The sequence below is a fragment of the Acetobacter oeni genome (genome assembly GCF_011516825.1).
In the GTDB taxonomy this organism is placed as follows: Bacteria; Pseudomonadota; Alphaproteobacteria; order Acetobacterales; family Acetobacteraceae; genus Acetobacter; species Acetobacter oeni.
The window spans coordinates 21,226-39,969 of the sequence record NZ_WOTA01000027.1 but is presented as its reverse complement, the minus strand read 5'-3'; the positions used below and the strand labels follow the sequence as shown (position 1 = coordinate 39,969).

The 18,744-nt window shown below is 59.3% G+C and carries 15 protein-coding genes and 1 pseudogene; 13 read left to right on the top strand and 3 right to left on the bottom strand.

Features of this window, described 5'->3' with window-relative positions:
- From GOB90_RS14915 to clpB, 7 genes and pseudogenes are all read left to right on the top strand, one after another.
- Window positions 1-928 (top strand): annotated as a pseudogene (locus tag GOB90_RS14915) (hypothetical protein); the annotation flags it as partial.
- A 67-nt stretch (window positions 929-995) separates the two neighbouring features.
- Entirely contained in the window at window positions 996-1,892 is an 897-nt protein-coding gene (locus GOB90_RS14910) for a transporter (protein ID WP_146890897.1), read from the top strand.
- A 160-nt stretch (window positions 1,893-2,052) separates the two neighbouring features.
- On the top strand, window positions 2,053-3,003 hold the full coding sequence (locus GOB90_RS14905) for a helix-turn-helix domain-containing protein (RefSeq protein ID WP_146890894.1): 951 nt from the start codon (window positions 2,053-2,055) through the stop codon (window positions 3,001-3,003).
- Between the two features lie 239 nt (window positions 3,004-3,242).
- Window positions 3,243-4,460: an NADP-dependent isocitrate dehydrogenase gene (locus GOB90_RS14900; protein ID WP_146890891.1), complete on the top strand. Its 1,218-nt coding sequence runs from the start codon at window positions 3,243-3,245 to the stop codon at window positions 4,458-4,460.
- A gap of 476 nt (window positions 4,461-4,936) precedes the next feature.
- Window positions 4,937-5,467 carry a type 1 glutamine amidotransferase domain-containing protein gene (locus tag GOB90_RS14895; RefSeq protein WP_146890888.1) on the top strand — a complete coding sequence of 177 codons (531 nt, stop codon included), beginning with the start codon at window positions 4,937-4,939 and terminating at the stop codon, window positions 5,465-5,467.
- A gap of 113 nt (window positions 5,468-5,580) precedes the next feature.
- Complete coding sequence (locus GOB90_RS14890; RefSeq protein ID WP_173572123.1) at window positions 5,581-6,201, top strand: endonuclease/exonuclease/phosphatase family protein; 621 nt, start codon at window positions 5,581-5,583, stop codon at window positions 6,199-6,201.
- 211 nt (window positions 6,202-6,412) lie between these two features.
- Complete coding sequence (gene clpB / locus GOB90_RS14885; protein ID WP_146890882.1) at window positions 6,413-9,025, top strand: ATP-dependent chaperone ClpB; 2,613 nt, start codon at window positions 6,413-6,415, stop codon at window positions 9,023-9,025.
- A gap of 98 nt (window positions 9,026-9,123) precedes the next feature.
- On the opposite strand, the gene GOB90_RS14880 is transcribed toward clpB, so the two are convergent.
- From GOB90_RS14880 to GOB90_RS14870, 3 genes are all read right to left on the bottom strand, one after another.
- On the bottom strand, window positions 9,124-10,674 hold the full coding sequence (locus GOB90_RS14880; protein WP_146890879.1) for a S10 family peptidase: 1,551 nt from the start codon (window positions 10,672-10,674) through the stop codon (window positions 9,124-9,126).
- Window positions 10,675-10,753: 79 nt separating this feature from the next.
- On the bottom strand, window positions 10,754-12,148 hold the full coding sequence (locus GOB90_RS14875; RefSeq protein ID WP_146890875.1) for a sodium:solute symporter family protein: 1,395 nt from the start codon (window positions 12,146-12,148) through the stop codon (window positions 10,754-10,756).
- 139 nt (window positions 12,149-12,287) lie between these two features.
- Entirely contained in the window at window positions 12,288-13,916 is a 1,629-nt protein-coding gene (locus tag GOB90_RS14870; RefSeq protein ID WP_146890872.1) for a TSCPD domain-containing protein, read from the bottom strand.
- A 338-nt stretch (window positions 13,917-14,254) separates the two neighbouring features.
- On the opposite strand from GOB90_RS14870, the gene GOB90_RS14865 reads away from it, so the two are divergent.
- From GOB90_RS14865 to GOB90_RS14840, 6 genes are all read left to right on the top strand, one after another.
- Complete coding sequence (locus GOB90_RS14865; RefSeq protein WP_146890869.1) at window positions 14,255-14,623, top strand: NADH-ubiquinone oxidoreductase subunit NDUFA12 family protein; 369 nt, start codon at window positions 14,255-14,257, stop codon at window positions 14,621-14,623.
- Between the two features lie 162 nt (window positions 14,624-14,785).
- Window positions 14,786-15,349: an outer membrane lipid asymmetry maintenance protein MlaD gene (mlaD, locus tag GOB90_RS14860; protein WP_146890866.1), complete on the top strand. Its 564-nt coding sequence runs from the start codon at window positions 14,786-14,788 to the stop codon at window positions 15,347-15,349.
- On the top strand, window positions 15,349-15,567 hold the full coding sequence (locus tag GOB90_RS14855) for a hypothetical protein (RefSeq protein WP_146890863.1): 219 nt from the start codon (window positions 15,349-15,351) through the stop codon (window positions 15,565-15,567). The genes mlaD and GOB90_RS14855 overlap by 1 nt, the downstream gene beginning before the upstream one ends.
- Complete coding sequence (locus GOB90_RS14850) at window positions 15,564-16,190, top strand: DUF2155 domain-containing protein (RefSeq protein ID WP_242012073.1); 627 nt, start codon at window positions 15,564-15,566, stop codon at window positions 16,188-16,190. The genes GOB90_RS14855 and GOB90_RS14850 overlap by 4 nt, the downstream gene beginning before the upstream one ends.
- Window positions 16,191-16,544: 354 nt before the next feature.
- Window positions 16,545-17,327, top strand: coding sequence for a trehalose-phosphatase (gene otsB, locus GOB90_RS14845; protein ID WP_373322096.1), 783 nt, complete (start codon window positions 16,545-16,547; stop codon window positions 17,325-17,327).
- A gap of 2 nt (window positions 17,328-17,329) precedes the next feature.
- On the top strand, window positions 17,330-18,688 hold the full coding sequence (locus GOB90_RS14840) for an alpha,alpha-trehalose-phosphate synthase (UDP-forming) (protein ID WP_146890861.1): 1,359 nt from the start codon (window positions 17,330-17,332) through the stop codon (window positions 18,686-18,688).
- Window positions 18,689-18,744: the final 56 nt, after the last annotated feature.

The following is an 18,744-nucleotide window of genomic DNA, read 5'->3' as shown; positions in this document are numbered from 1 at the left end:
CATGCGGGCTGCACGGTCACGAAACTCAGGTGGAAAACGCTTCGATTTGTTGCTCATGAATCCTTCTTACCTCTCGGGTCGTTCCGTCTCCACAAAACCCGGGGCAATTCACCTGACGCCTCCTGATCTGAAGGAAAGCGACATGTGGGGCGCCACGTTGCTGGATCAGATGATCTGCCGCATCGAGTACCGTCAGTCGGCCTATGAGGGGCAGTTCACGCCGCCGCATGTGGGTCAGACGACGGTTGTCTATCCGGCTTTTTACGGCGTGGTTGACTGGCAGGGCATCACGATCGACCCGCAGCGGAAGATCATGCTGGCGAATGCGAGCTATCTGCCATTCCGGATCAGGCTAGACAAACGTCAGGGGCTTGAAGGCTCTGGCATTTTGCCGAAGTGGAACGGACAGGGTGAGGAACCGGCTGCCAAGGGAGACGCGCTGTCCGTGTCGCCTGATTACGGCACGCCATATATCGCTCTGACCAGCCCGTGGCTGAACCCGCTGCAGATTCCCTGCAAAGGCCCTGTCTGGGGCACGCTGTCGGCGATCGATCTCGTGACAAAGAAGATTATCTGGCAGCATCCGGTCGGCACCACACGCGACACCGGACCTTTCCGGACGCACAACAACCTCCCGCTGCCGACCGGTATGTATAACGTCGGCGGCAACATCGTTACCAAAGGCGGGCTGGTGTTCATGGGCGCCACGGCTGACGACTATCTGCGGGCGTTCGATCTCGCCACGGGAAAGGCTCTGTGGAGCGATCGTCTGCCGGCCGGTGGTCAGGCCACGCCGATGTCCTATGAGATCGGGGGTAAGCAGTATGTGCTGATTGCCGCCGGTGGTCATGGTGGCCTTGGCACCCGCAGCGGTGATTACATCATCGCCTACACACTTGATGGCCAGCAGGGAACTGCTGCTCAATAACAACGAAAAAACGGACAGGTGGCCGGTATTCCGGCTGCCTGTTTGCCTAATACAGGGGAGCAACCCCATGTGTCTGACTGAAAATCCGGAATGGTTGCGTGCGCTGCGTTCTTTTTCCGTCGCTGCTGCCATCGCGCTGTTCTGCGCGAAAGAGGCCAGAGCGGCGGATGTCACTCTCGGAATTATCGGGCCGCATGAATATGATCTGCCGGTCGATTTCAAACCGTTCAACGTGCTGGTGCAGTATGGTGACGGCAACGCGGCCGGCAGTTCCTACAACAGCCTCGGACAGCGTCATGCCGAAGGCGGCAGCCACACCTGGTCCGGGATGACGAAATATGTGCATTTCCGCACTTTCGACGCCATTCCGCATGTTGGCTTCGCGTTCGAGCTGATTCAGACGGAGAGTTACGCTCTGACGGACGGGACGAATTCCGGTGGCCTGGGGCCGACGATCACGGGTCCGGCAGCGTGGTTCAAGCCAAACAAACACAGCACCTTCGGAATTCAGACGTTCCTGCAGACCAATTCCGGAACAAGGGAAGGTCTGTCGCCGGGATACTGGTCGAATATCTCAAGCTTTATCTTCGATTATGAATGGAAGCATTTCAGCTTCGACGGCGATGCCGGAACGGTTGCCGGTGGCGGCAAGCGCAATCAGAAAGGTGGCCACAGCTATTCGCCGGGAGTGGTCTTCTACACCAATCTGCGTTTCAGCTGGAAAGCGACGAAACTTGTCGAGCCGTTCTTCGCGTTTGACTGGCAGAACGTGAAAGGCACCTACGACCGGACGATCAGCCAGTATCTCGAAAATTCGAACAGCCGCGAAGTCGCTCTCGGTGGCGGCATCATGTTCAATATTTCGCAGCATTTCTCTTTTACGGCCCGGTATTCCCACTCAGTCGAAGGCCGGAATATTCCCGAGAGCAACGCATATTACGTAAAATTCGTTTATCTCTGGTAGTTTATATAACGGCCTTTTTACACGCCTCATTTATACTGCTGGCGTATGTAACCTATGGTAGAAAAGACATGGTGCCTGTAAAATGGCGTTTCTGTCTGTGTCCGGTGGTCAGGCCGCCGGAGCTGGGTTTCGTCAGCGGATAAACGAGCGATGAGAAAAGATGAATCTGTCTCCTGAGAGAGACTCGGAACGCAGATTAAGTGGTCCCGTACCTTTTGGTGCGACAACGAGCGAGGTCGCCAGGTCGTGGGAGCGTTGTGAAGGCGACTGGAAGCTGGATCCCTCCCAGCGCTGGAAAGCCGACGTTCTGTCCGGGGCTGAGTTCCGGCATGTCAGCGGCCGTTCCGTAAAACTGGTGCAGGTGGCGATGCCTGAGATGCGCCGGCTTTTTGGTCTGGTGCAGGGGTTGGGCCTGATGGCACTGCTGGCCGATCCGGACGCCATGATTCTGGCGCGCTGTATCGATGAAACTCACGAGCCGCTTTGCCGTCGTCTGCGACTGCGCGAGGGGGCTCTCTGGAGCGAGAGTGAGGCCGGGACCAACGGGATCGGGACCGTGGTGCGTGACTGCTGTCCGCTTTTTCTGGGGGAAGGAGAGCACTGGCGGTTCTGTTTCTCTCTGCTCGCAAGTTATGCGGTCCCGATCTTCGACGCACAGGGTATCGTTGCCGGCGCGATCAATCTGGCGGCCTTCAGCGGCAATGAAACGCGTCCTGCGGCACCTCTTGTTCTGGATGCGCTGATGCAGGCCGGTCGCCGGATAGAGGAACAGTTGTTTCGGGAGCGCTATGCGGGTGAGCGTGTGCTGACGCTCGGGCCTGCTGATGGATGCTCCTCACCTCTGGTCTCCATCAACGACGACGGGGAAATTACCGGCGCGACCCATGCGGCGCGTAAGCTGACGGGCTGGACGGATGTGACGATCGGTAAGCACCCGCATCTGCTGCATGAGCTGGAATCAGGTGACGCGCTGAGTTTTCAGAAGGCGGAGGAGAGCGTGATCCGTTCCGCTCTGGTACTGTCGAAAGGGAATGCTGTTGCGACGGCGCGCAGTCTGGGGATCAGCCGGGCGACGCTCTACCGGAAGATGAAGGTGATGGGGCTGCGGTAAGGTTTGCGCTTTTCTCAGAACTCAGAACTAAACTCCGCAAAAGGGCGGAGACCCGCGAACGGTATTGTCCGGATGCTGATGTCTATTCACTGGCCGTATGTCTCCTATCGTGATTGTGAACTGATGCAGGGTCTTCTGGGATAGGGGGAGGCTTCTTCTCCGTGCTAGTGCCAGACACCTTTCCCGCGACGCTTCACGGCGTTTGCGACAACAACAAAAACAGGGAGCAGGCTCGTCCCATGGCAAAAATCAAAGTAAAAAATCCGGTCGTTGAGCTCGATGGTGACGAGATGACCCGGATCATCTGGCACTTCATCAAGGACAGCCTGATCCTTCCCTATCTCGACATCGATCTGAAATATTACGATCTCGGCATTGAACATCGTGATGCGACGGATGACCGGGCGACGGTCGAGGCGGCCGAGGCGATCAGAAAATACCGCGTCGGCGTCAAATGCGCGACAATCACGCCGGACGAGGCCCGTGTCGATGAGTTCGGGCTCAAAAAGATGTGGCGGTCGCCGAACGGCACGATCCGCAACATCCTTGACGGCACCATCTTCCGTGAGCCGATCATCTGCTCGAATGTGCCGCGTCTGGTGCCGCACTGGAGCAAACCGATTGTCATAGGACGTCATGCTTATGGCGACATCTATCGTGCCGCCGAGACAAAAATTCCCGGTCCTGGCAAGGTCACGCTGAATTACGTGCCTGACGAGGGCGGTGAGCCGATTACGCTTGATGTGCACGACTTCAAAGGCCCTGGCGTGGCGCTGGGGATGCACAACACGCTGGCCTCGATTGAAGGCTTTGCCCGCGCCTCGCTCAGTTACGGGCGGGACCGGAAGCTGCCGGTTTATCTTTCGACGAAGAACACGATTCTGAAAGCCTATGATGGTATGTTCAAGGATGTGTTTCAGGCTATCTATGAGAAGGAGTTCAGGGCCGATTTCGACAGGCTCGGTCTGACCTACGAGCACCGCCTTATCGACGACATGGTGGCGTCCGCCCTGAAATGGGATGGCGGCTATGTATGGGCCTGTAAAAACTACGATGGTGATGTCGAGAGCGATATTGTGGCGCAGGGTTTTGGCAGTCTGGGTCTGATGACTTCGGTTCTGCTTGACCCGACGGGCACGATTGTTGAGTCCGAGGCGGCGCATGGCACGGTGACGCGTCATTATCGTGAGTATCAGAAAGGGCGTCAGACCAGTACGAATCCGATTGCGTCGATCTACGCCTGGACACGCGGTCTGGCTTATCGCGGCCGTTTTGATGACACGCCGGATGTGGTCAACTTTGCTGATACGCTCGAGCGGGTTTGCGTTGAGGCTGTTGAGGCGGGCGAGATGACAAAGGATCTGGCGCTGCTGGTTGGGAACGGGACGAAGTGGCTGGATACGCAGCCGTTCCTCGACACGATTGATGCGCGTCTGAAGAAGGCTCTTAAGGCCTGATAATCTCCGGTCGGGACGGGTTCCCGGCTTCTTCGCAGAGAGCCTGCTTGCGCGGTCCGGCATTGCCGGTATGCCAAAAAATGTTGGTCCGGCGTGGATAACCGCAACCCGATGAAGCGCCGTAGTCTTTGTCCGTTTTTGTAAGATCCGGCATGAACGCTCCTGTTTGCGCGACACCGGCCGGGAGGGGTGCGTCACGGAAAGCGCGTCCCTCCCAGTGTTTGTGATGAATCCGGGAGACATTGCGCGCTGGTCAAACGCGAGACGATTATCCGGTTCGGACAGTATCCCGGGGTTCCACCGACACTGAACGCTGACAGCCCGGACCGGATGATCGGGGAAGAGCGCCGCGCTGAATGCTCCTCTGTGTGAACCAGGCAGCTTGTCATGACGTTGTGTCCGGACATGCTTCTGTCGGCGGATTGCTGGCGGATCACACGACAACGGCCATTCCGGCCAATGAAGGAGTGAATGTCATGACCAGGAAAGTTGCTGTTCTTGCCACTGACGGCACAGAAGAAATTGAGCTGACCTCTCCGGTTGCGGCGCTGAAGAAAGCCGGTGCCGAGGTGGTTATTATCTCGCTTGAAAAAGGTGAGTTTCAGGCCGTTAAGGGCGATATTTATCCCTCCCGGAAGCTGAGCGCGGATATCGCGATCAAAGATGCGTCCGCCGGCGATTATGATGCTCTGCTTTTGCCTGGCGGGGTCGCGTCTCCGGATAAGCTGCGGATTAATGAGGCTGCTGTAAAATTTGTGCGGGATATTATCGACGCCGGAAAGCCCGTTGCCGCCATCTGTCATGGTGCACAGACGCTGATTGAAACGGGCGCGCTGCGCGGGAAGACAGTGACTTCCTGGCCCGCGATCCGGACCGATCTTAAAAATGCCGGTGCAAACTGGGTGGATGAGGTGGTCGTGACGGACGGGCAGTTCGTGTTTTCACGATGCCCGGACGATCTGGAGGCGTTTAATCCGGCGGCGATAAAACATTTCGGAATTTCCTGACGGCGCGGGTTTGCGCGCTGTATTCTGCCAGGGCACCCGGCTTGGGGGCTTTCGCGAAACCATCGGTTCTGCGACACCGGGCCGGTTCATCATCCCCGGTGAAAGGATCAGCCTTGCGCATACTGAGCTGGAACGTCTGGTGGCACGGTAACGCGCGACCGGGAGATGTCGGTCGTCTGATTGCGGCACTTGAGCCTGATCTGGTGCTGCTTCAGGAAGCGACAGCCGTGATGGACACACTGCCTCAGCTTGCTGGTGGGCATTACCGGCGGGTGGCTTCGCCTGAACGCCATAACGGGCCGGCCGTCTGGAGCCCGCAGCCGTTTGACTCAGACGAGGTAATTCTGCCGCTGGGGTTCCGACTGGATTTTCCGGTCGCGATTCTGCGTCAGATCGCTCTGCGCGCGGCGCTGGTGATCCGGCAGAACGGATTTGAGATCGCCAATGTGCATCTCGATCACGGGCAGTTCTGTAATCGCCGTCAGTTGCACTGGCTTTTGAACCGGTATCCGGCGCTCAATGTGATCATGGGGGATTTCAATGCATTGGCATCCGTGCGTCTGCCGGGGTTTCGGGATGTCGGGCCGCGTCGTTCGACGCATCGGATGTACGGCGTGGTGCCGCTGAGGCTTGATCGCTGTCTGGTACGCGGGCTGATCGCCACAGAGACGAGGGCTTATGCTTACGGGCCATCGGATCATCGCCCGGTCTGCGTTGATCTTGTGCCGGGGTGAGGCCGGGAGCCTGTGATTTCCGCCGGGTTCAGACAGAAGTCCTGAATTCTGTGCAGACCCGGCGTGACCGTTCCGTTAATTCGAGGTCACCCGATCCCCTTGCGTTTGTTTTTTCTGATCCCATATTCTGATAAAAGACCGCAGTTGCGCTGCCTGAGGCTGGGGCGTGACAGGGCCTGATGATCGCCTGAGAGAAAGGGACAACAGGAATATGGATATTCAGAAATTTACGGAACGCTCGCGTGGCTTTCTTCAGGCCGCGCAGACCATCGCGCTCCGGGACTTCAACCAGCAACTGACGGCGGAACATCTGCTTAAGGCTTTGCTGGATGATAATGAAGGTGCTGCTTCATCTCTGATCAAGGCTGCCGGGGGCAATCCCGCCGGAGCGAAAGCGGCTGTCGAGCAGGCGCTGGCGAAACTGCCAAAAGTGCAGGGTGGTGGTGCCGGCCAGCCTCAGGCAACGCCGGATCTTGTGCGTCTGCTGGACAATGCCGAGCAGGATGCTCAGAAAGCGGATGACTCTTTTGTCGCGCAGGATCGTCTGCTGGTTGCCATCGCGGCATCCGATACGGCGGCGGGACGAGCTCTGAAAGAGAATGGCGCTTCAGCCGATGCGCTGGAGAAGGCGGTGGCGGCTATTCGTAAAGGTCGCACAGTGACCAGTGAAAATGCGGAAGCCGGTTTTGACGCTCTGAAGAAATATGCGCGCGATGTCACGGCCGTGGCGCAGGCGGGCAAGCTTGATCCGGTGATCGGTCGCGATGAGGAAATTCGTCGTGCTATTCAGGTGCTTGCACGTCGCAGCAAGAACAACCCGGTTCTGATCGGTGAGCCTGGTGTTGGTAAAACCGCGATTGTGGAAGGTCTGGCGCAGCGGATTGTCAACGGCGATGTGCCGGAGGCTCTGCGTAACAAGAAACTGCTGTCGCTTGATATGGGCGCGCTGATTGCCGGTGCGAAATATCGCGGTGAGTTCGAGGAGCGTCTGAAAGCGGTTCTCAAGGAAATCGAGTCCGCCGAAGGCCAGGTCATTCTGTTTATTGACGAGATGCACACGCTGGTCGGGGCCGGTCGTTCGGACGGCGCGATGGATGCGTCCAACCTGATCAAGCCGGAGCTGGCACGCGGAACGCTGCATTGTATTGGTGCAACGACACTCGACGAATATCGCAAATACATTGAGAAGGACGCGGCGCTGGCGCGGCGTTTCCAGCCGGTATTCGTGGGTGAGCCGTCGGTTGCGGATACAATTTCCATCCTGCGCGGGATCAAGGAGAAATACGAACTCCATCACGGTGTGAGGATTTCCGACGGAGCGCTGGTCGCAGCGGCCACACTGTCGAACCGCTATATCACCGACCGTTTTCTGCCTGATAAAGCCATTGATCTGATCGATGAGGCCTCCAGTCGTCTGCGGATGCAGATCGACAGCAAGCCGGAAGAGCTCGACGAACTTGATCGCCGCGTCATTCAGCTCAAGATTGAGCGTGAGGCGCTGCGGAAGGAAGACGATACGGCAAGCCGTGAGCGTCTTGAGAAAGTCGATGTCGAGCTCTCAGATCTTGAGGAAAAATCGGATGCGATGAATGCCGCCTGGCATGCCGAGAAAGATCGGGTCAACGCGGTTCAGAAGCTCAAGGAGCAGTTGGATGAAGCGCGGTCGAAGGTCGAGGTGGCGCAGCGCAAGGGGGATCTGGGTCAGGCATCCGAGCTGATGTATGGCGTAATCCCTGATCTGGAAGGGAAGATTGCAAAAGCGCAGGAAGAGGAGCAGGCTGGTCCCGGACCTGCCGGTGATCTGGTTTCTCAGGCCGTGACTGAACAGAGCATTGCCTCTGTCGTTTCACGCTGGACCGGTATCCCCGTGGATCGCATGGTCGAGGGCGAGCGCGTCAAGCTGCTGCGGATGGAAGATGAACTGCGGAAGCGGGTTGTCGGACAGGAGCCGGCTCTGAAAGCCGTGGCTCATGCGGTTCGCCGGGCGCGCGCCGGTCTTCAGGACCCGAACCGGCCTATCGGTTCGTTCCTGTTCCTCGGTCCGACCGGTGTAGGTAAGACAGAGCTTACCAAAGCCCTTGCTGAATTCCTGTTCGATGACGAGAAGGCGCTTCTGCGCATCGACATGAGCGAATTCATGGAGAAGCATTCTGTCGCCCGTCTCATCGGCGCACCTCCGGGTTATGTCGGATACGAGGAAGGCGGCGTGCTGACGGAGGCGGTGCGGCGTCGTCCGTATCAGGTCATTCTGTTCGATGAAGTTGAGAAGGCGCATCCGGATGTTTTCAACATTCTGCTGCAGGTTCTTGATGACGGGCGTCTGACGGATGGTCAGGGTCGTGTCGTTGATTTCCGCAACACGCTGATCGTGCTGACCAGTAATCTTGGTTCCGATGTTCTGGCCAACCAGCCGGATGGCGAGCCGGTCGAGATGGTGCAGGCGCAGGTGATGAAGGTTGTCCGGGAGCATTTCCGGCCGGAATTCCTCAACCGTCTGGACGAGATCGTGCTGTTCTCGCGGCTGCAGAAAGCCGACATGACGCATATAGTCGATATTCAGATTGGTCGTTTGCAGAGTCTGCTGACGGATCGCAACATCGTTCTGAAACTGGATGATCTGGCACATCAGTGGCTGGCGAACGAGGGCTACGACCCGGTGTATGGTGCGCGTCCATTGAAGCGCGTCGTTCAGCGCAGCCTGCAGAACCCGCTTGCGGAACTGTTGCTTGAAGGCACGATTCACGATGGCGATACGGTCAGTATTTCCGCCAACGGGGACGGTCTGACGATCAACGGAAAGGAAGCGGCGACGGTTCTCGCCTGATCTTGCTTCGATCTGTTAAAAAGAAGGGGCCGCATTTTGCGGCCCCTTCTTTATTTTGTAGCGCTTTTTTCAGATATTTTTGCTTTCCGGCACGAATTTCACGGTGTCAGAAAGGCCCTTACGTCCCGGGCCAGGGCGGCGCGGCTTGCAGGGCGGGTATAGAGCATGTGTCCGCCGGGATAGACATGCAGGGAGATCCGGTCCCGTCCGACCGGGACATGCTCTGCCACCCAGCGCGAGCTTGCGAACGGACAGACGAGGTCAAAATAGCCGTTGGCAATGAAGACCCGGAATGTCGGGTTGAGCGCGAGCAGTTTCCGGAGTTGCGGTGTTTCGCCGGCGATCAGTTCGCCATCCCCGCGATAATCCCATGCACTGTTCACTTTCAGATCGAGAAGATCGTAGGTGAGTTCTGTGCGGAAGCGGAGTGTCTGCGTCGCGTAACCTTCAAACGCATTGCCGTAGGCTCTGCCGAAACCGAACAGAACCGGTTCGGGGCTGTCACCATTATCGATGCCTTCAGGGAAGGGATCAGCGATGGAAAGTGTGCCGTCGTAGAGTGAGAAAAGACGCCCGTTGCGGCTGCGGACGTCATGCGCCTGCGGGTCCGGCATGCCCCGCTCACGCGCGACAATGACCGGATCGAGCCCGGTCCGGTGCGCCACGTCTCCGTAGAAATCATGTGCGTCGTCCCCGGCTGGCGGCGCGCCGGCCAGTGTCGTCAGGTACGATCCGAATGCATAATGATAGGACTCGTCGATCGCAGCCGGTGTCAGCTTATGTTCCAGATCCAGACGTGAGGCTTCGAAGGACGGGAGCAGCATCGCGGCGGCAAGGGGATTGCTGACCGGATCGAGAAATTTCATTTCCAGCGCGGGTGAAACCATGATGATCCCGTTCAGGATCAGGTTCTGCTGCTGCTGGAGAGCTGTGGCCACCTCGACGGAGCGTACGCCGCCATAGCTTTCTCCGACAAGATAATGCGGTGAGGCGTGACGATCATTCGCGCCGATCCACAGATCGATTGCCTTGGCAAAAGCCCGCGCATCGCTCTTTGTGCCATAAAACATTTTATCCGCGGTTTCGGGTTTTACCGGGACGGAATAACCGGTGCCGACGGCATCGATGAACACCATATCCGTGGCGGCCAGCCAGGTATCCGGATTGGGACCGAGTTTCGCATTGGCGCCATCCGTCGGGTTGCCGGTCGGGAATGTCAGCGCAACCGGTCCGGCGGCACCCAGATTCAGGTATGCGCTGCCCCCGCCGGGGCCGCCGTTAAAGAAGAAAGAAACAGGTCTCCGTTCCGGATGAGTCCCGTCGAGGGTGTAGGCAACGTAGAACATCCGGGCCGTGGGCTCACCCTTGTCATCGCGCAGAGTCAGAGTGCCGGCATGCGCCGTGTAGCCGAGCTGTTTACTTCCGGTTGTGAGCGTCTGATGCGTAACGGAATCATCCGGCAGAAGTGCGGCGCGTCCTGTAAATTTCGGTTTTGTTATGTCTGTGTCGGCGCTCTTCGTTTCAGAAGAATGCGGTTTATCGATTGCGAGCGCCGGAATGACCGGCAGGCTCAGACATGTGGCGGCACAGATCAGAAGACGCCGCAGATACAGCCTGGGTGCGCCCTTGTGACCGGGATGTGTGGACATGATGCCTCCATAAAATGCGGAGCTTTCATGCTCCTGATATCTGAACCGCTTCGGTCAGTTCCGGCTGTTCGGAATACTGTCAGCGCCGTGTGCCTGCCAGTCCGTTATCTGACATTCCGTGACGTGAATATATAGTGAGCGTGACGACGATCAGTGCATTGAACGCCAGACCGATCAGCCCTGGATTGATGCCACCGGTGTCAACGCCGGAGAGAAACAACACCGAGGGGATCACGACACCGGTGATCAGACCAGCCGCCACCGCGCGCGCCGGCGCGGTGAGGTTGAGGCCGATAATCAGAATGCCGGGCAGAAACTGCGTCAGTCCGAAATAGGTCAGGTTATTCATGGTGGCTGCGATGGACGCGGCGAAGGTGGCGCCGAGCATGGAAGCGATAAGATAAACGACTGAGATGAACTGGGCGCCGCTTTTCTGCTGCTTTTCGGTCAGGCCTTTCAGCAGATTGTGGGTCAGGAGGGGACCGATCACCAGGCAGGTACTTGCCAGCACCACCAGACCCGACAGCGCGGCGCCACCGGCGACGACGCCGATGAGCCAGGGCGACAGAATCCGGCGCGCGGTGTCGATAAAAATGTGATTCGGTGAAAGGCCCGGCCCGAAGGCGCCACGGGCGTAGAAAGCCGTCAGAATGAGAAAAGCGAACATGACCATGTAAAGCGGCATGGCGATCATGGCCCGGCGGATTGTCTGCGGGCTGCGGGCGGTGAAAAATGACGCTATAGCCGCCGGAAACAGAAACAGCCCGGATGCCTGAAACAGGATGTTCGTTGTCATCATACGGATGTCGCGACCGGTGAATACCGGTTCGTCAATCCCCCGCAGCGCTGTCCGGTAGCCGTGCGGCAGGCGAAAAACCGCGATGCCCACGACGATAATGGCCGCGAGGAGCAGTGTGTCCTTGATGACGGACACATAAGCGGGCGCGCGGATGCCGGACATGGCGGTATAGGTATAGGCGAGCAGGGCGCCCGCCGTCATGAGAACCCAGGCGGGCAGCGTAAATCCCAGCCCCTGCAACACCATCGTCAGGCCCATGAACTGGATAATGCCCCAGGGAATCATGAACAGGATGGCGATGAGCGAAACAAGAATCTCAAGAACACGGCTGTTGAAATGGCGGCGGAACAGATCCGCCACGGTGACCGGATCGTAGCGCCGGGCAGCCTGCCAGATCAGCGGCGCGAGGAAGTATCCGACCGGGAAGGCCAGCACCACATACCCGATGAACCAGATGCAGAAAGGCGTTCCGTGAAGATAGATGCCGCCGGGAAACGCCGTCAGAACACCCAGGCTGTATGTTTCGCCAACGGCAAGGAAAAACAGCAGGATGCCGCCGAACTGGCGGGAGGCGACGAAATAATCGTGGATTTCGTCGTGCCGCTTTCCGCCACGCGACCACCAGGCTGTCACCAGGGATGCCGCCAGAATCACGACAAAAACAAGCTTGTCCATCGGGCGGGGGTACTCCTGTCCGGTTCGTGCCGCTTTGCCTCAGGCCGGTTGCTTAAGGCAGCAGGTTCAATACGGACAAGAAATGAGGGAGCTGTCGAGAGGTGCGGGGGAAAATTCTCCGGCGGCACCTCTCATATTCTCAGCTCACCAGCCGCAGGCTGCCCCGTCGTGGTCTTGCGGGTGATGTTCCCGCTTCAGTCGGATCGAATTCAAACGGCAGCAATGGCGATGAGGCGTTTCCGTCGTCTTCCTGCGGCGCATCCGGAAGGCGACGTCCGAGATACATATCGGAGAGCGCCCGGAACGCATAATCGAGCATGGACGTCGCATAGGAGGCGACCGGATCGCCTTCCACCGTGCCGGCGGGTCCGAAACAGGAATAGGCGAAGCGCTCGACAAAATCCTCCAGCGGCACGCCATATTGTAGTCCGACGCTCACCGCCTCGCTGAAACATTCCATCAGACCGCGCACCATGGCGTTTTCGCGTGCCGGGGTAAGGGAAATTTCCCCAAGTGTGCCGTCCTCGAATTCCGCTGTCCGCAGGAACAGGCGGTGGCCACCGATCGCGGTCTTCTGCATGATCCCGGTGTGACGCTCCGGCAGGGCGCGCGAGATCCCGCGCGGCGGAATGCGCGGTAGTGGTGAGGCTGACGGATCGGGGCGGGCCGGGACGCGATCCACAAACCCGGCGAGCGCTCTGTACATACGCATATGGGCACCGGCGGCGGGCAGAGCGAGCGGGATGTCGCCCGCGAGGCATGAGGCGAAGGCGGCTTCCAGAGACAGGCCGCGTGCCGCCAGGCGTGCGAGCGTGCTGGTAGCGAGACGGCCATCCGGACGCAGGGGCGAGAAAATCGGTGCCAGGCCACAGGCTTCGCATCCCAGCAGGGCATCGACCGGTCCCGGGGCTGAAAACCCGGTCTCGACGGGCAGCGCCGGGTAATCCGTTTCGACGGCGGCCCGCGCCCAGGCCTCCCTGGCGACCGGTGCGAGGCCGGGGATGACATGGCGATGGGGCGTCAGTGGCAGACGGTCGCATCCGGTGCCTTCACGCGCGACGAGGGTCGCCAGCGCCACCAGCGAACAGGCTGCGTCCCGTCCTTCCTCGCTGTCGTAATCGAACCCGAGGGTCGCGAGACAGGCATCGAGATTGGTCAGCAGAATCTCGCCGGCAACCGGAACAGGCTCTCCCAGCGGCAGGCCCGGATCGGTTTCCTCCGGTTTTTCCGTCCGGGATGCAGTGTTAGCCTGCCGAGGCAGGTCGAACAGCGTGGGCATCTCATCGAGAGCCAGTTCGCCATTCCGGCGATTCGCTTTTTCCTCTGCTTCCACGCGCAGGGTGGTGCAGAGCAGGCGCAGTCCGGCAACATAAGCCTCGCCGGCGAAGCCTTCTCCCGGCAGGACGAAGGCGGCCAGATTGATCACAAAGCCCGGCCGCCGGTCGAACTCGCCACTCCATAACGCGAGAGTTGGCGCGGCCTGCCGCAGCATCAGAAGCCAGGCGAGGGAACGACCCTGAACGGGAGAGGGCTGCCCGTCCTCATCGGTCTTTCTGTCGCCGTCCCGGGCAGCCAGCGCGTCGATCCACCGCGCGGACTCAGCGGCAATGGAGACAGCGCCTGTTCCGGGGGCGATATCGGCGAGCGCGGAAGCTGCGTCATCGTCCCAGTCGGCGGGCAGCGTGACCGGACGCGCTTCGGCGTCGGGATCGGGGGAGGCCATCACGGTGCGCATCCGCACACCGTTCCAGTATCGTTGGGCGTTCATGGGCACACTGTATGCCTCGCCTCCGTCGCTGCGGAAGCGGGAATAAGCTGTCTGACGGCCTGCTAATGGTCCGTAAAACGAGGATATAGGGGATAACTTTTCCACGTCCCCGGCTCTGGCCGGAAACAGCGGATTTTCAGCGGGCTGATGGCTCGGAAAATCGGCGTTTCCTCTGTTGCCTGGACTGAAACGCGCTGTTCGCGCGGCGGGACTCCGTCTGCCATACGGTACTGCCGGGTCCGTCCCTTATGATGTGGTTGTTCAGGACAGCAGATCGTGAACATGGGGACGCGCCAATTCTGTGGACGTTATCCGGCCGGCGCCGTATCGTCCGGGGTATGACAACGCTCGGTACTCTTCTTCATACCCGCCTGAACGGTCGTCTGGTGGGCCGGGACCAGGATGGTCGCGCTTATTACGAATCGCGCCGGCCCACCCGCAAGGGCGGTGGCGTGCAGCGATATGAGCGCTGGGTTCTTTATCGTAAAGGGGAGGACGGTTCGTCCGTGCCGCCCGAATGGTGGAACTGGATTCATCATGTTGAGGATCAGCCGATCCCGATGGAAGCCCGTAAGCCGTGGCAGTTACCGAATCAGCCGAATCTGACGGGCACGCCGGCTGCGTACAGACCGCCCGGCAGTGCTTATCGCGGTGGAAAGCGTCCGTCCGCCACGGGTGATTATGAGGCGTGGTCGCCGGAAGAGTAATCCCGGCGCCGGAGGCTGTCCGGTCGCAACATTATCCACAGCCTTTCGACGAATCTGGTCTCTTTGCCGCGATCTGCTATTGGTGCAGGGAAGTGTCCGGATACGATCGTCGGTGTGCTGCTCTCCCGCCGGAGATATGGCCGTGGAAATGAACGAGGGCTAATGAATTCCGTTTCGACCAGTTCTGCAACATCTCCGCCTGTTGTTGTGCGTGCTCGTTCAGCACGCTCCACGGCGGAGCTCGTCGCGGGTTTTGCCGTTGTCGCCCTTCTTCTGGCGATGCTGGCGCTCGCTGTTCTCGGAACAGGCCGGAAGAGCGATGCGGGTTATCCGCTGACGGCCGGATTTTCCCATATTGACGGTCTCGACACCGGCTCGGATGTGCGTCTGGCGGGCATCACGGTCGGGCATGTGACGTCCGAGACGGTTGATCCGAAGACCTTTAAGGCCAGCGTCACATTTACGGTGCGGCCAGATCTGCAGCTTCCCGTCGATACGGCGGCGATCATCACCAGCGACAGTCTGCTTGGCGGCAAATATATCGCTCTTTCGCCGGGGGGGGACACCCGTATGCTGAAAGCCGGGGGTGCCGTGGGGGAGACGCAGGGCTCCATCAGCCTGGAGCAGTTGCTGAGCAAGTTTATCTTCTCGGTGACCGATACACTGACTCAGGCAAATCACGCCAAAACAGGATCGCCCCCGGCAACGGGCACAGATCTGCCTTAATGTCAGGCGAAACACCGAAAATCTGGCCACAACCGGATGGCGAGCCCGTGTCCTGCACGGAGAAGCTCGTCGTGTTGCGCGAGAACTGGGAGGAACTGCGTGACATCATGCGGGATGCATTTGAGGACGCGGTGCTGATGGGCGTTGATGAGGGCGAGATGAAGCGGATGATCGCGGAGATGGTGGCGTCTCTGGCCAGGCCGGGCGCGACGAAATGAGAACTGCAACACCGTGGCTGCTGTGCGTGGCGGTTCTTGCGTCGGGGATAACGGACATCCGGATGAATTGCGCGCGCGGCGCTGAGCCGCTTGCGCCGCCGGCGATTTATCCGGCTGATACATGGCAGGGGAAAAGCGAGGTTGTCCTGCGCGTTCTTAACCGGCTCGATGCACATGTCGAGACGATTCATGTGCCCGCCGGAGGGTCTGTCCATTATCAGAATCTGAACATCGGTGTTGCCCGCTGCCTTGAAAATGCGCCGACCCTGCGGACCGATGCCGCCGCGTGGGTGGATGTGCAGGACACGCGCACCCAAGGCCCCGGTTTTCGTGGCTGGATGCTCGCGGCAGAGCCGTCGCTCGGTATTTTCGAGAATCCGCTTTATGACATTCGTGTCACGGGCTGTGCGGGTAATGACGTTCCGCCCGCGCTGCCGGAGCCTGTGCATCCGGTTGTGCCGCCGCTTCCCGGTAAGCCGAAGGACACTGATGGCGGGACAAATCCATCTGATAACGGCAACGATCAGACCGGGACTGTGGCACCAGGTCCCTTACAGTCAAAGCCGGCTGTTCCGCCTCAGCCTGAGCCGGAAGATGGGAATCCGATGTCTGCACCGCCGTAATCACGATCCGTTGAGTGAGAAAGGCGGTTGTTGTTCGTCTGATCGTTTCGTAAGGATGTGTGGCGTCTCCGGAAACCGACGCTCCGCGTTGCGTGAGGTAATAGTTGCGTGAGGTAATACAGGACTAATTATGGCCTGATTTCGCTGCATAGTCTGTTGTGCCGGCTGGCTGTCGCATTCGGCGCTTCTGCATTTCGGAGGAGACACTTGTCGCCCCGCAGGGCGCCGGGCATGCTGAATTTTCTTTTCGTGCAGCGGTGTCAGGGGCGCGATCAGCCGTTTTTTACGCTGATATGAGACCTTAATTTCCGGCGCACCGGAACATACTCAAGCAAAGAAGGCCCGCGCATAGTGATCGCCTCCACCAAAGATACTTCCGGTTCACTTCCGCCTCTGTCACGGGATCATCTGGCGTTGTCGCAGGTGGCGTTTCTTCTCGATTTCGACGGGACGCTTGTCGATATCGCGTCGAGTCCGGAATCAGTTGTCGTGCCATCCGGACTGAAGGAAAGCCTGCTTCGCCTGCGGCAGGCCTGCGGTGACGCTCTGGCTGTCATTAGCGGTCGCCCTGTCACGCAGATTGATGAGTTCCTGGGTGACATTCCCTTCGCCGTGGCCGGAGAGCATGGCATTGCGGTCAGGCATCGCCCGGGCGGTCCGATCGAGCGGGCCGCGCTTCCTCCTGTTCCGGGCGAATGGCTCCGGGAAGCGCAGGGGCTGGTGGCCTCCCTGCCGGGAACGCGCCTGGAACGTAAAATCGGGGGATTTGTTCTGCACTATCGTGCGGCTCCCGAGGCGGAAGCGGAACTGCGTCGCGTTGCGGAAGCGTGGGTGGCGCCGACGAATGGTCAGTTTCATGTGCAGGCCGCCAAGATGGCCTGGGAAATCCGGCCTGCCGGCATCGACAAGGGATATGCTGTGCACCTTCTGATGGAAAACGCGCCGTTCGCGGGTCGCAGGCCGGTTTTCGTGGGTGATGATGTGACGGACGAGGACGGTATGAAAGCCGCTGTCAGCCTTGGCGGTCTGGGGCTGCGCATTCCTGCTGACTTCGCGACACCCGCGTCTTTCCGGGCATGGCTTGCGTCTCTTGTGCCGGAGGCTCCGGAAAACGCCGCGTCTGGCGGGAGTAAATAACGATGGGACGTCTGGTCATCGTATCAAACCGCGTTCCCGATCCACGCGAGCGTGATCAGCCTGCGGGTGGTCTGGCTGTTGCGCTGGCTGATGTATTGCGTGATGAGGCAAGCAGCCTGTGGTTTGGCTGGTCAGGCACCCAGGAAGACTTCGAAGGCGATCCGAAGGTCGCCATCGACACACATAATAAGGTGACATATGCCACGATCCCGCTGACGCCGGCGCAGCATCGGGGCTATTATCAGCGTTTTTCAAACGGAATTCTGTGGCCGCTGTGTCATTACCGGCTTGGCCTGATGAACTATACCCAGCCGGACTGGGATTCCTATCAGGACGTGAACGGGATGTTTGCGCGCGCGCTCCTGCCGCTCCTCAAACCAGACGATACAATCTGGGTTCAGGATTATCATCTCTTCCCGCTGGCGCAGATGCTGCGCAACCTCGGTGTGACAGCTCCGGTCGGGTTCTTTCTGCATATCCCGTTCCCGCCCTGGAGTCTTTTCAGGGCGCTTCCACCTGCGGATGCTCTTCTTGCTGACATGGCGGCGTTCGATCTGGTCGGTGTGCAGACAGATGAAGATGCCGACAATCTGAAAGAATGTCTGCGGATCGAAGGTCTCGACGGTGCTTCCCGGGTGATGGCCTGTCCTATCGGGATCGATCCGGTCAAATTCGGCGAGGAGGCGCGTGCTGCCTGGGACGGCTCCGAGGTCAAGCGTCTCCGGGAGAGCATGCACGACGAGCCCCTGATTATCGGCGTTGACCGGCTGGATTATTCGAAAGGTCTGGAGGAACGTTTCCAGGGCTACGAACGACTTCTGACCCGTTATCCCGAGCACCGGGGCCATGTGACCTATCTGCAGGTCGCGCCTGTCTCTCGGGGCGAGGTGGAAGAATACAGACTTCTCCGGCGGCAGCTTGATGAGACGATCGGGCGGATCAATGGCGCCTTTGCTGAATTCGATTGGACGCCGATCCGCTATCTGACACGCCCTGTCCCGCGGCAGGTTCTGGCGGGGTTTTATCGTCTGGCCGATGTGGCGCTTGTCACGCCTTTGCGAGACGGCATGAATCTCGTGGCAAAGGAATATATCGCAGCACAGGACCCGGAAAATCCGGGCGCCCTTGTGCTGTCTCATCTGGCCGGGGCCGCGCCTGAGCTGACCGAGGCTCTTCTGGTCAACCCTCACGATGCTGACGCCATTGCGGATGCACTGCACCAGGCCCTGACAATGGACAAAGCCGCTCGCAAACGTCGCTGGACTTTGCTCGATACGGAAGTACGCAGCACGACGGCCGGAACATGGTCGCGGGATTTTCTGGCCGCCCTTTATAAAGCCGGAAAGGCACGGCAGGCGTGATCTTGGGCCGCGTTGCTTTTATGTCCGGCGCTTTACTGTATGAAGGCGTGTTCCGG

Excerpts from the sequence above, each read along its gene's own strand:
- GOB90_RS14840 (WP_146890861.1), top strand. The coding sequence starts at position 17,330 with ATGGGACGTCTGGTCATCGTATCAAACCGCGTTCCCGATCCACGCGAG.
- clpB (WP_146890882.1), top strand. The coding sequence starts at position 6,413 with ATGGATATTCAGAAATTTACGGAACGCTCGCGTGGCTTTCTTCAGGCC.
- GOB90_RS14855 (WP_146890863.1), top strand. The coding sequence starts at position 15,349 with ATGTCAGGCGAAACACCGAAAATCTGGCCACAACCGGATGGCGAGCCC.
- GOB90_RS14910 (WP_146890897.1), top strand. The coding sequence starts at position 996 with ATGTGTCTGACTGAAAATCCGGAATGGTTGCGTGCGCTGCGTTCTTTT.
- GOB90_RS14900 (WP_146890891.1), top strand. The coding sequence starts at position 3,243 with ATGGCAAAAATCAAAGTAAAAAATCCGGTCGTTGAGCTCGATGGTGAC.
- GOB90_RS14880 (WP_146890879.1), bottom strand. The coding sequence starts at position 10,674 with ATGTCCACACATCCCGGTCACAAGGGCGCACCCAGGCTGTATCTGCGG.
- GOB90_RS14905 (WP_146890894.1), top strand. The coding sequence starts at position 2,053 with ATGAATCTGTCTCCTGAGAGAGACTCGGAACGCAGATTAAGTGGTCCC.
- GOB90_RS14895 (WP_146890888.1), top strand. The coding sequence starts at position 4,937 with ATGACCAGGAAAGTTGCTGTTCTTGCCACTGACGGCACAGAAGAAATT.
- GOB90_RS14875 (WP_146890875.1), bottom strand. The coding sequence starts at position 12,148 with ATGGACAAGCTTGTTTTTGTCGTGATTCTGGCGGCATCCCTGGTGACA.
- GOB90_RS14870 (WP_146890872.1), bottom strand. The coding sequence starts at position 13,916 with ATGAACGCCCAACGATACTGGAACGGTGTGCGGATGCGCACCGTGATG.
- GOB90_RS14865 (WP_146890869.1), top strand. The coding sequence starts at position 14,255 with ATGACAACGCTCGGTACTCTTCTTCATACCCGCCTGAACGGTCGTCTG.
- mlaD (WP_146890866.1), top strand. The coding sequence starts at position 14,786 with ATGAATTCCGTTTCGACCAGTTCTGCAACATCTCCGCCTGTTGTTGTG.
- GOB90_RS14850 (WP_242012073.1), top strand. The coding sequence starts at position 15,564 with ATGAGAACTGCAACACCGTGGCTGCTGTGCGTGGCGGTTCTTGCGTCG.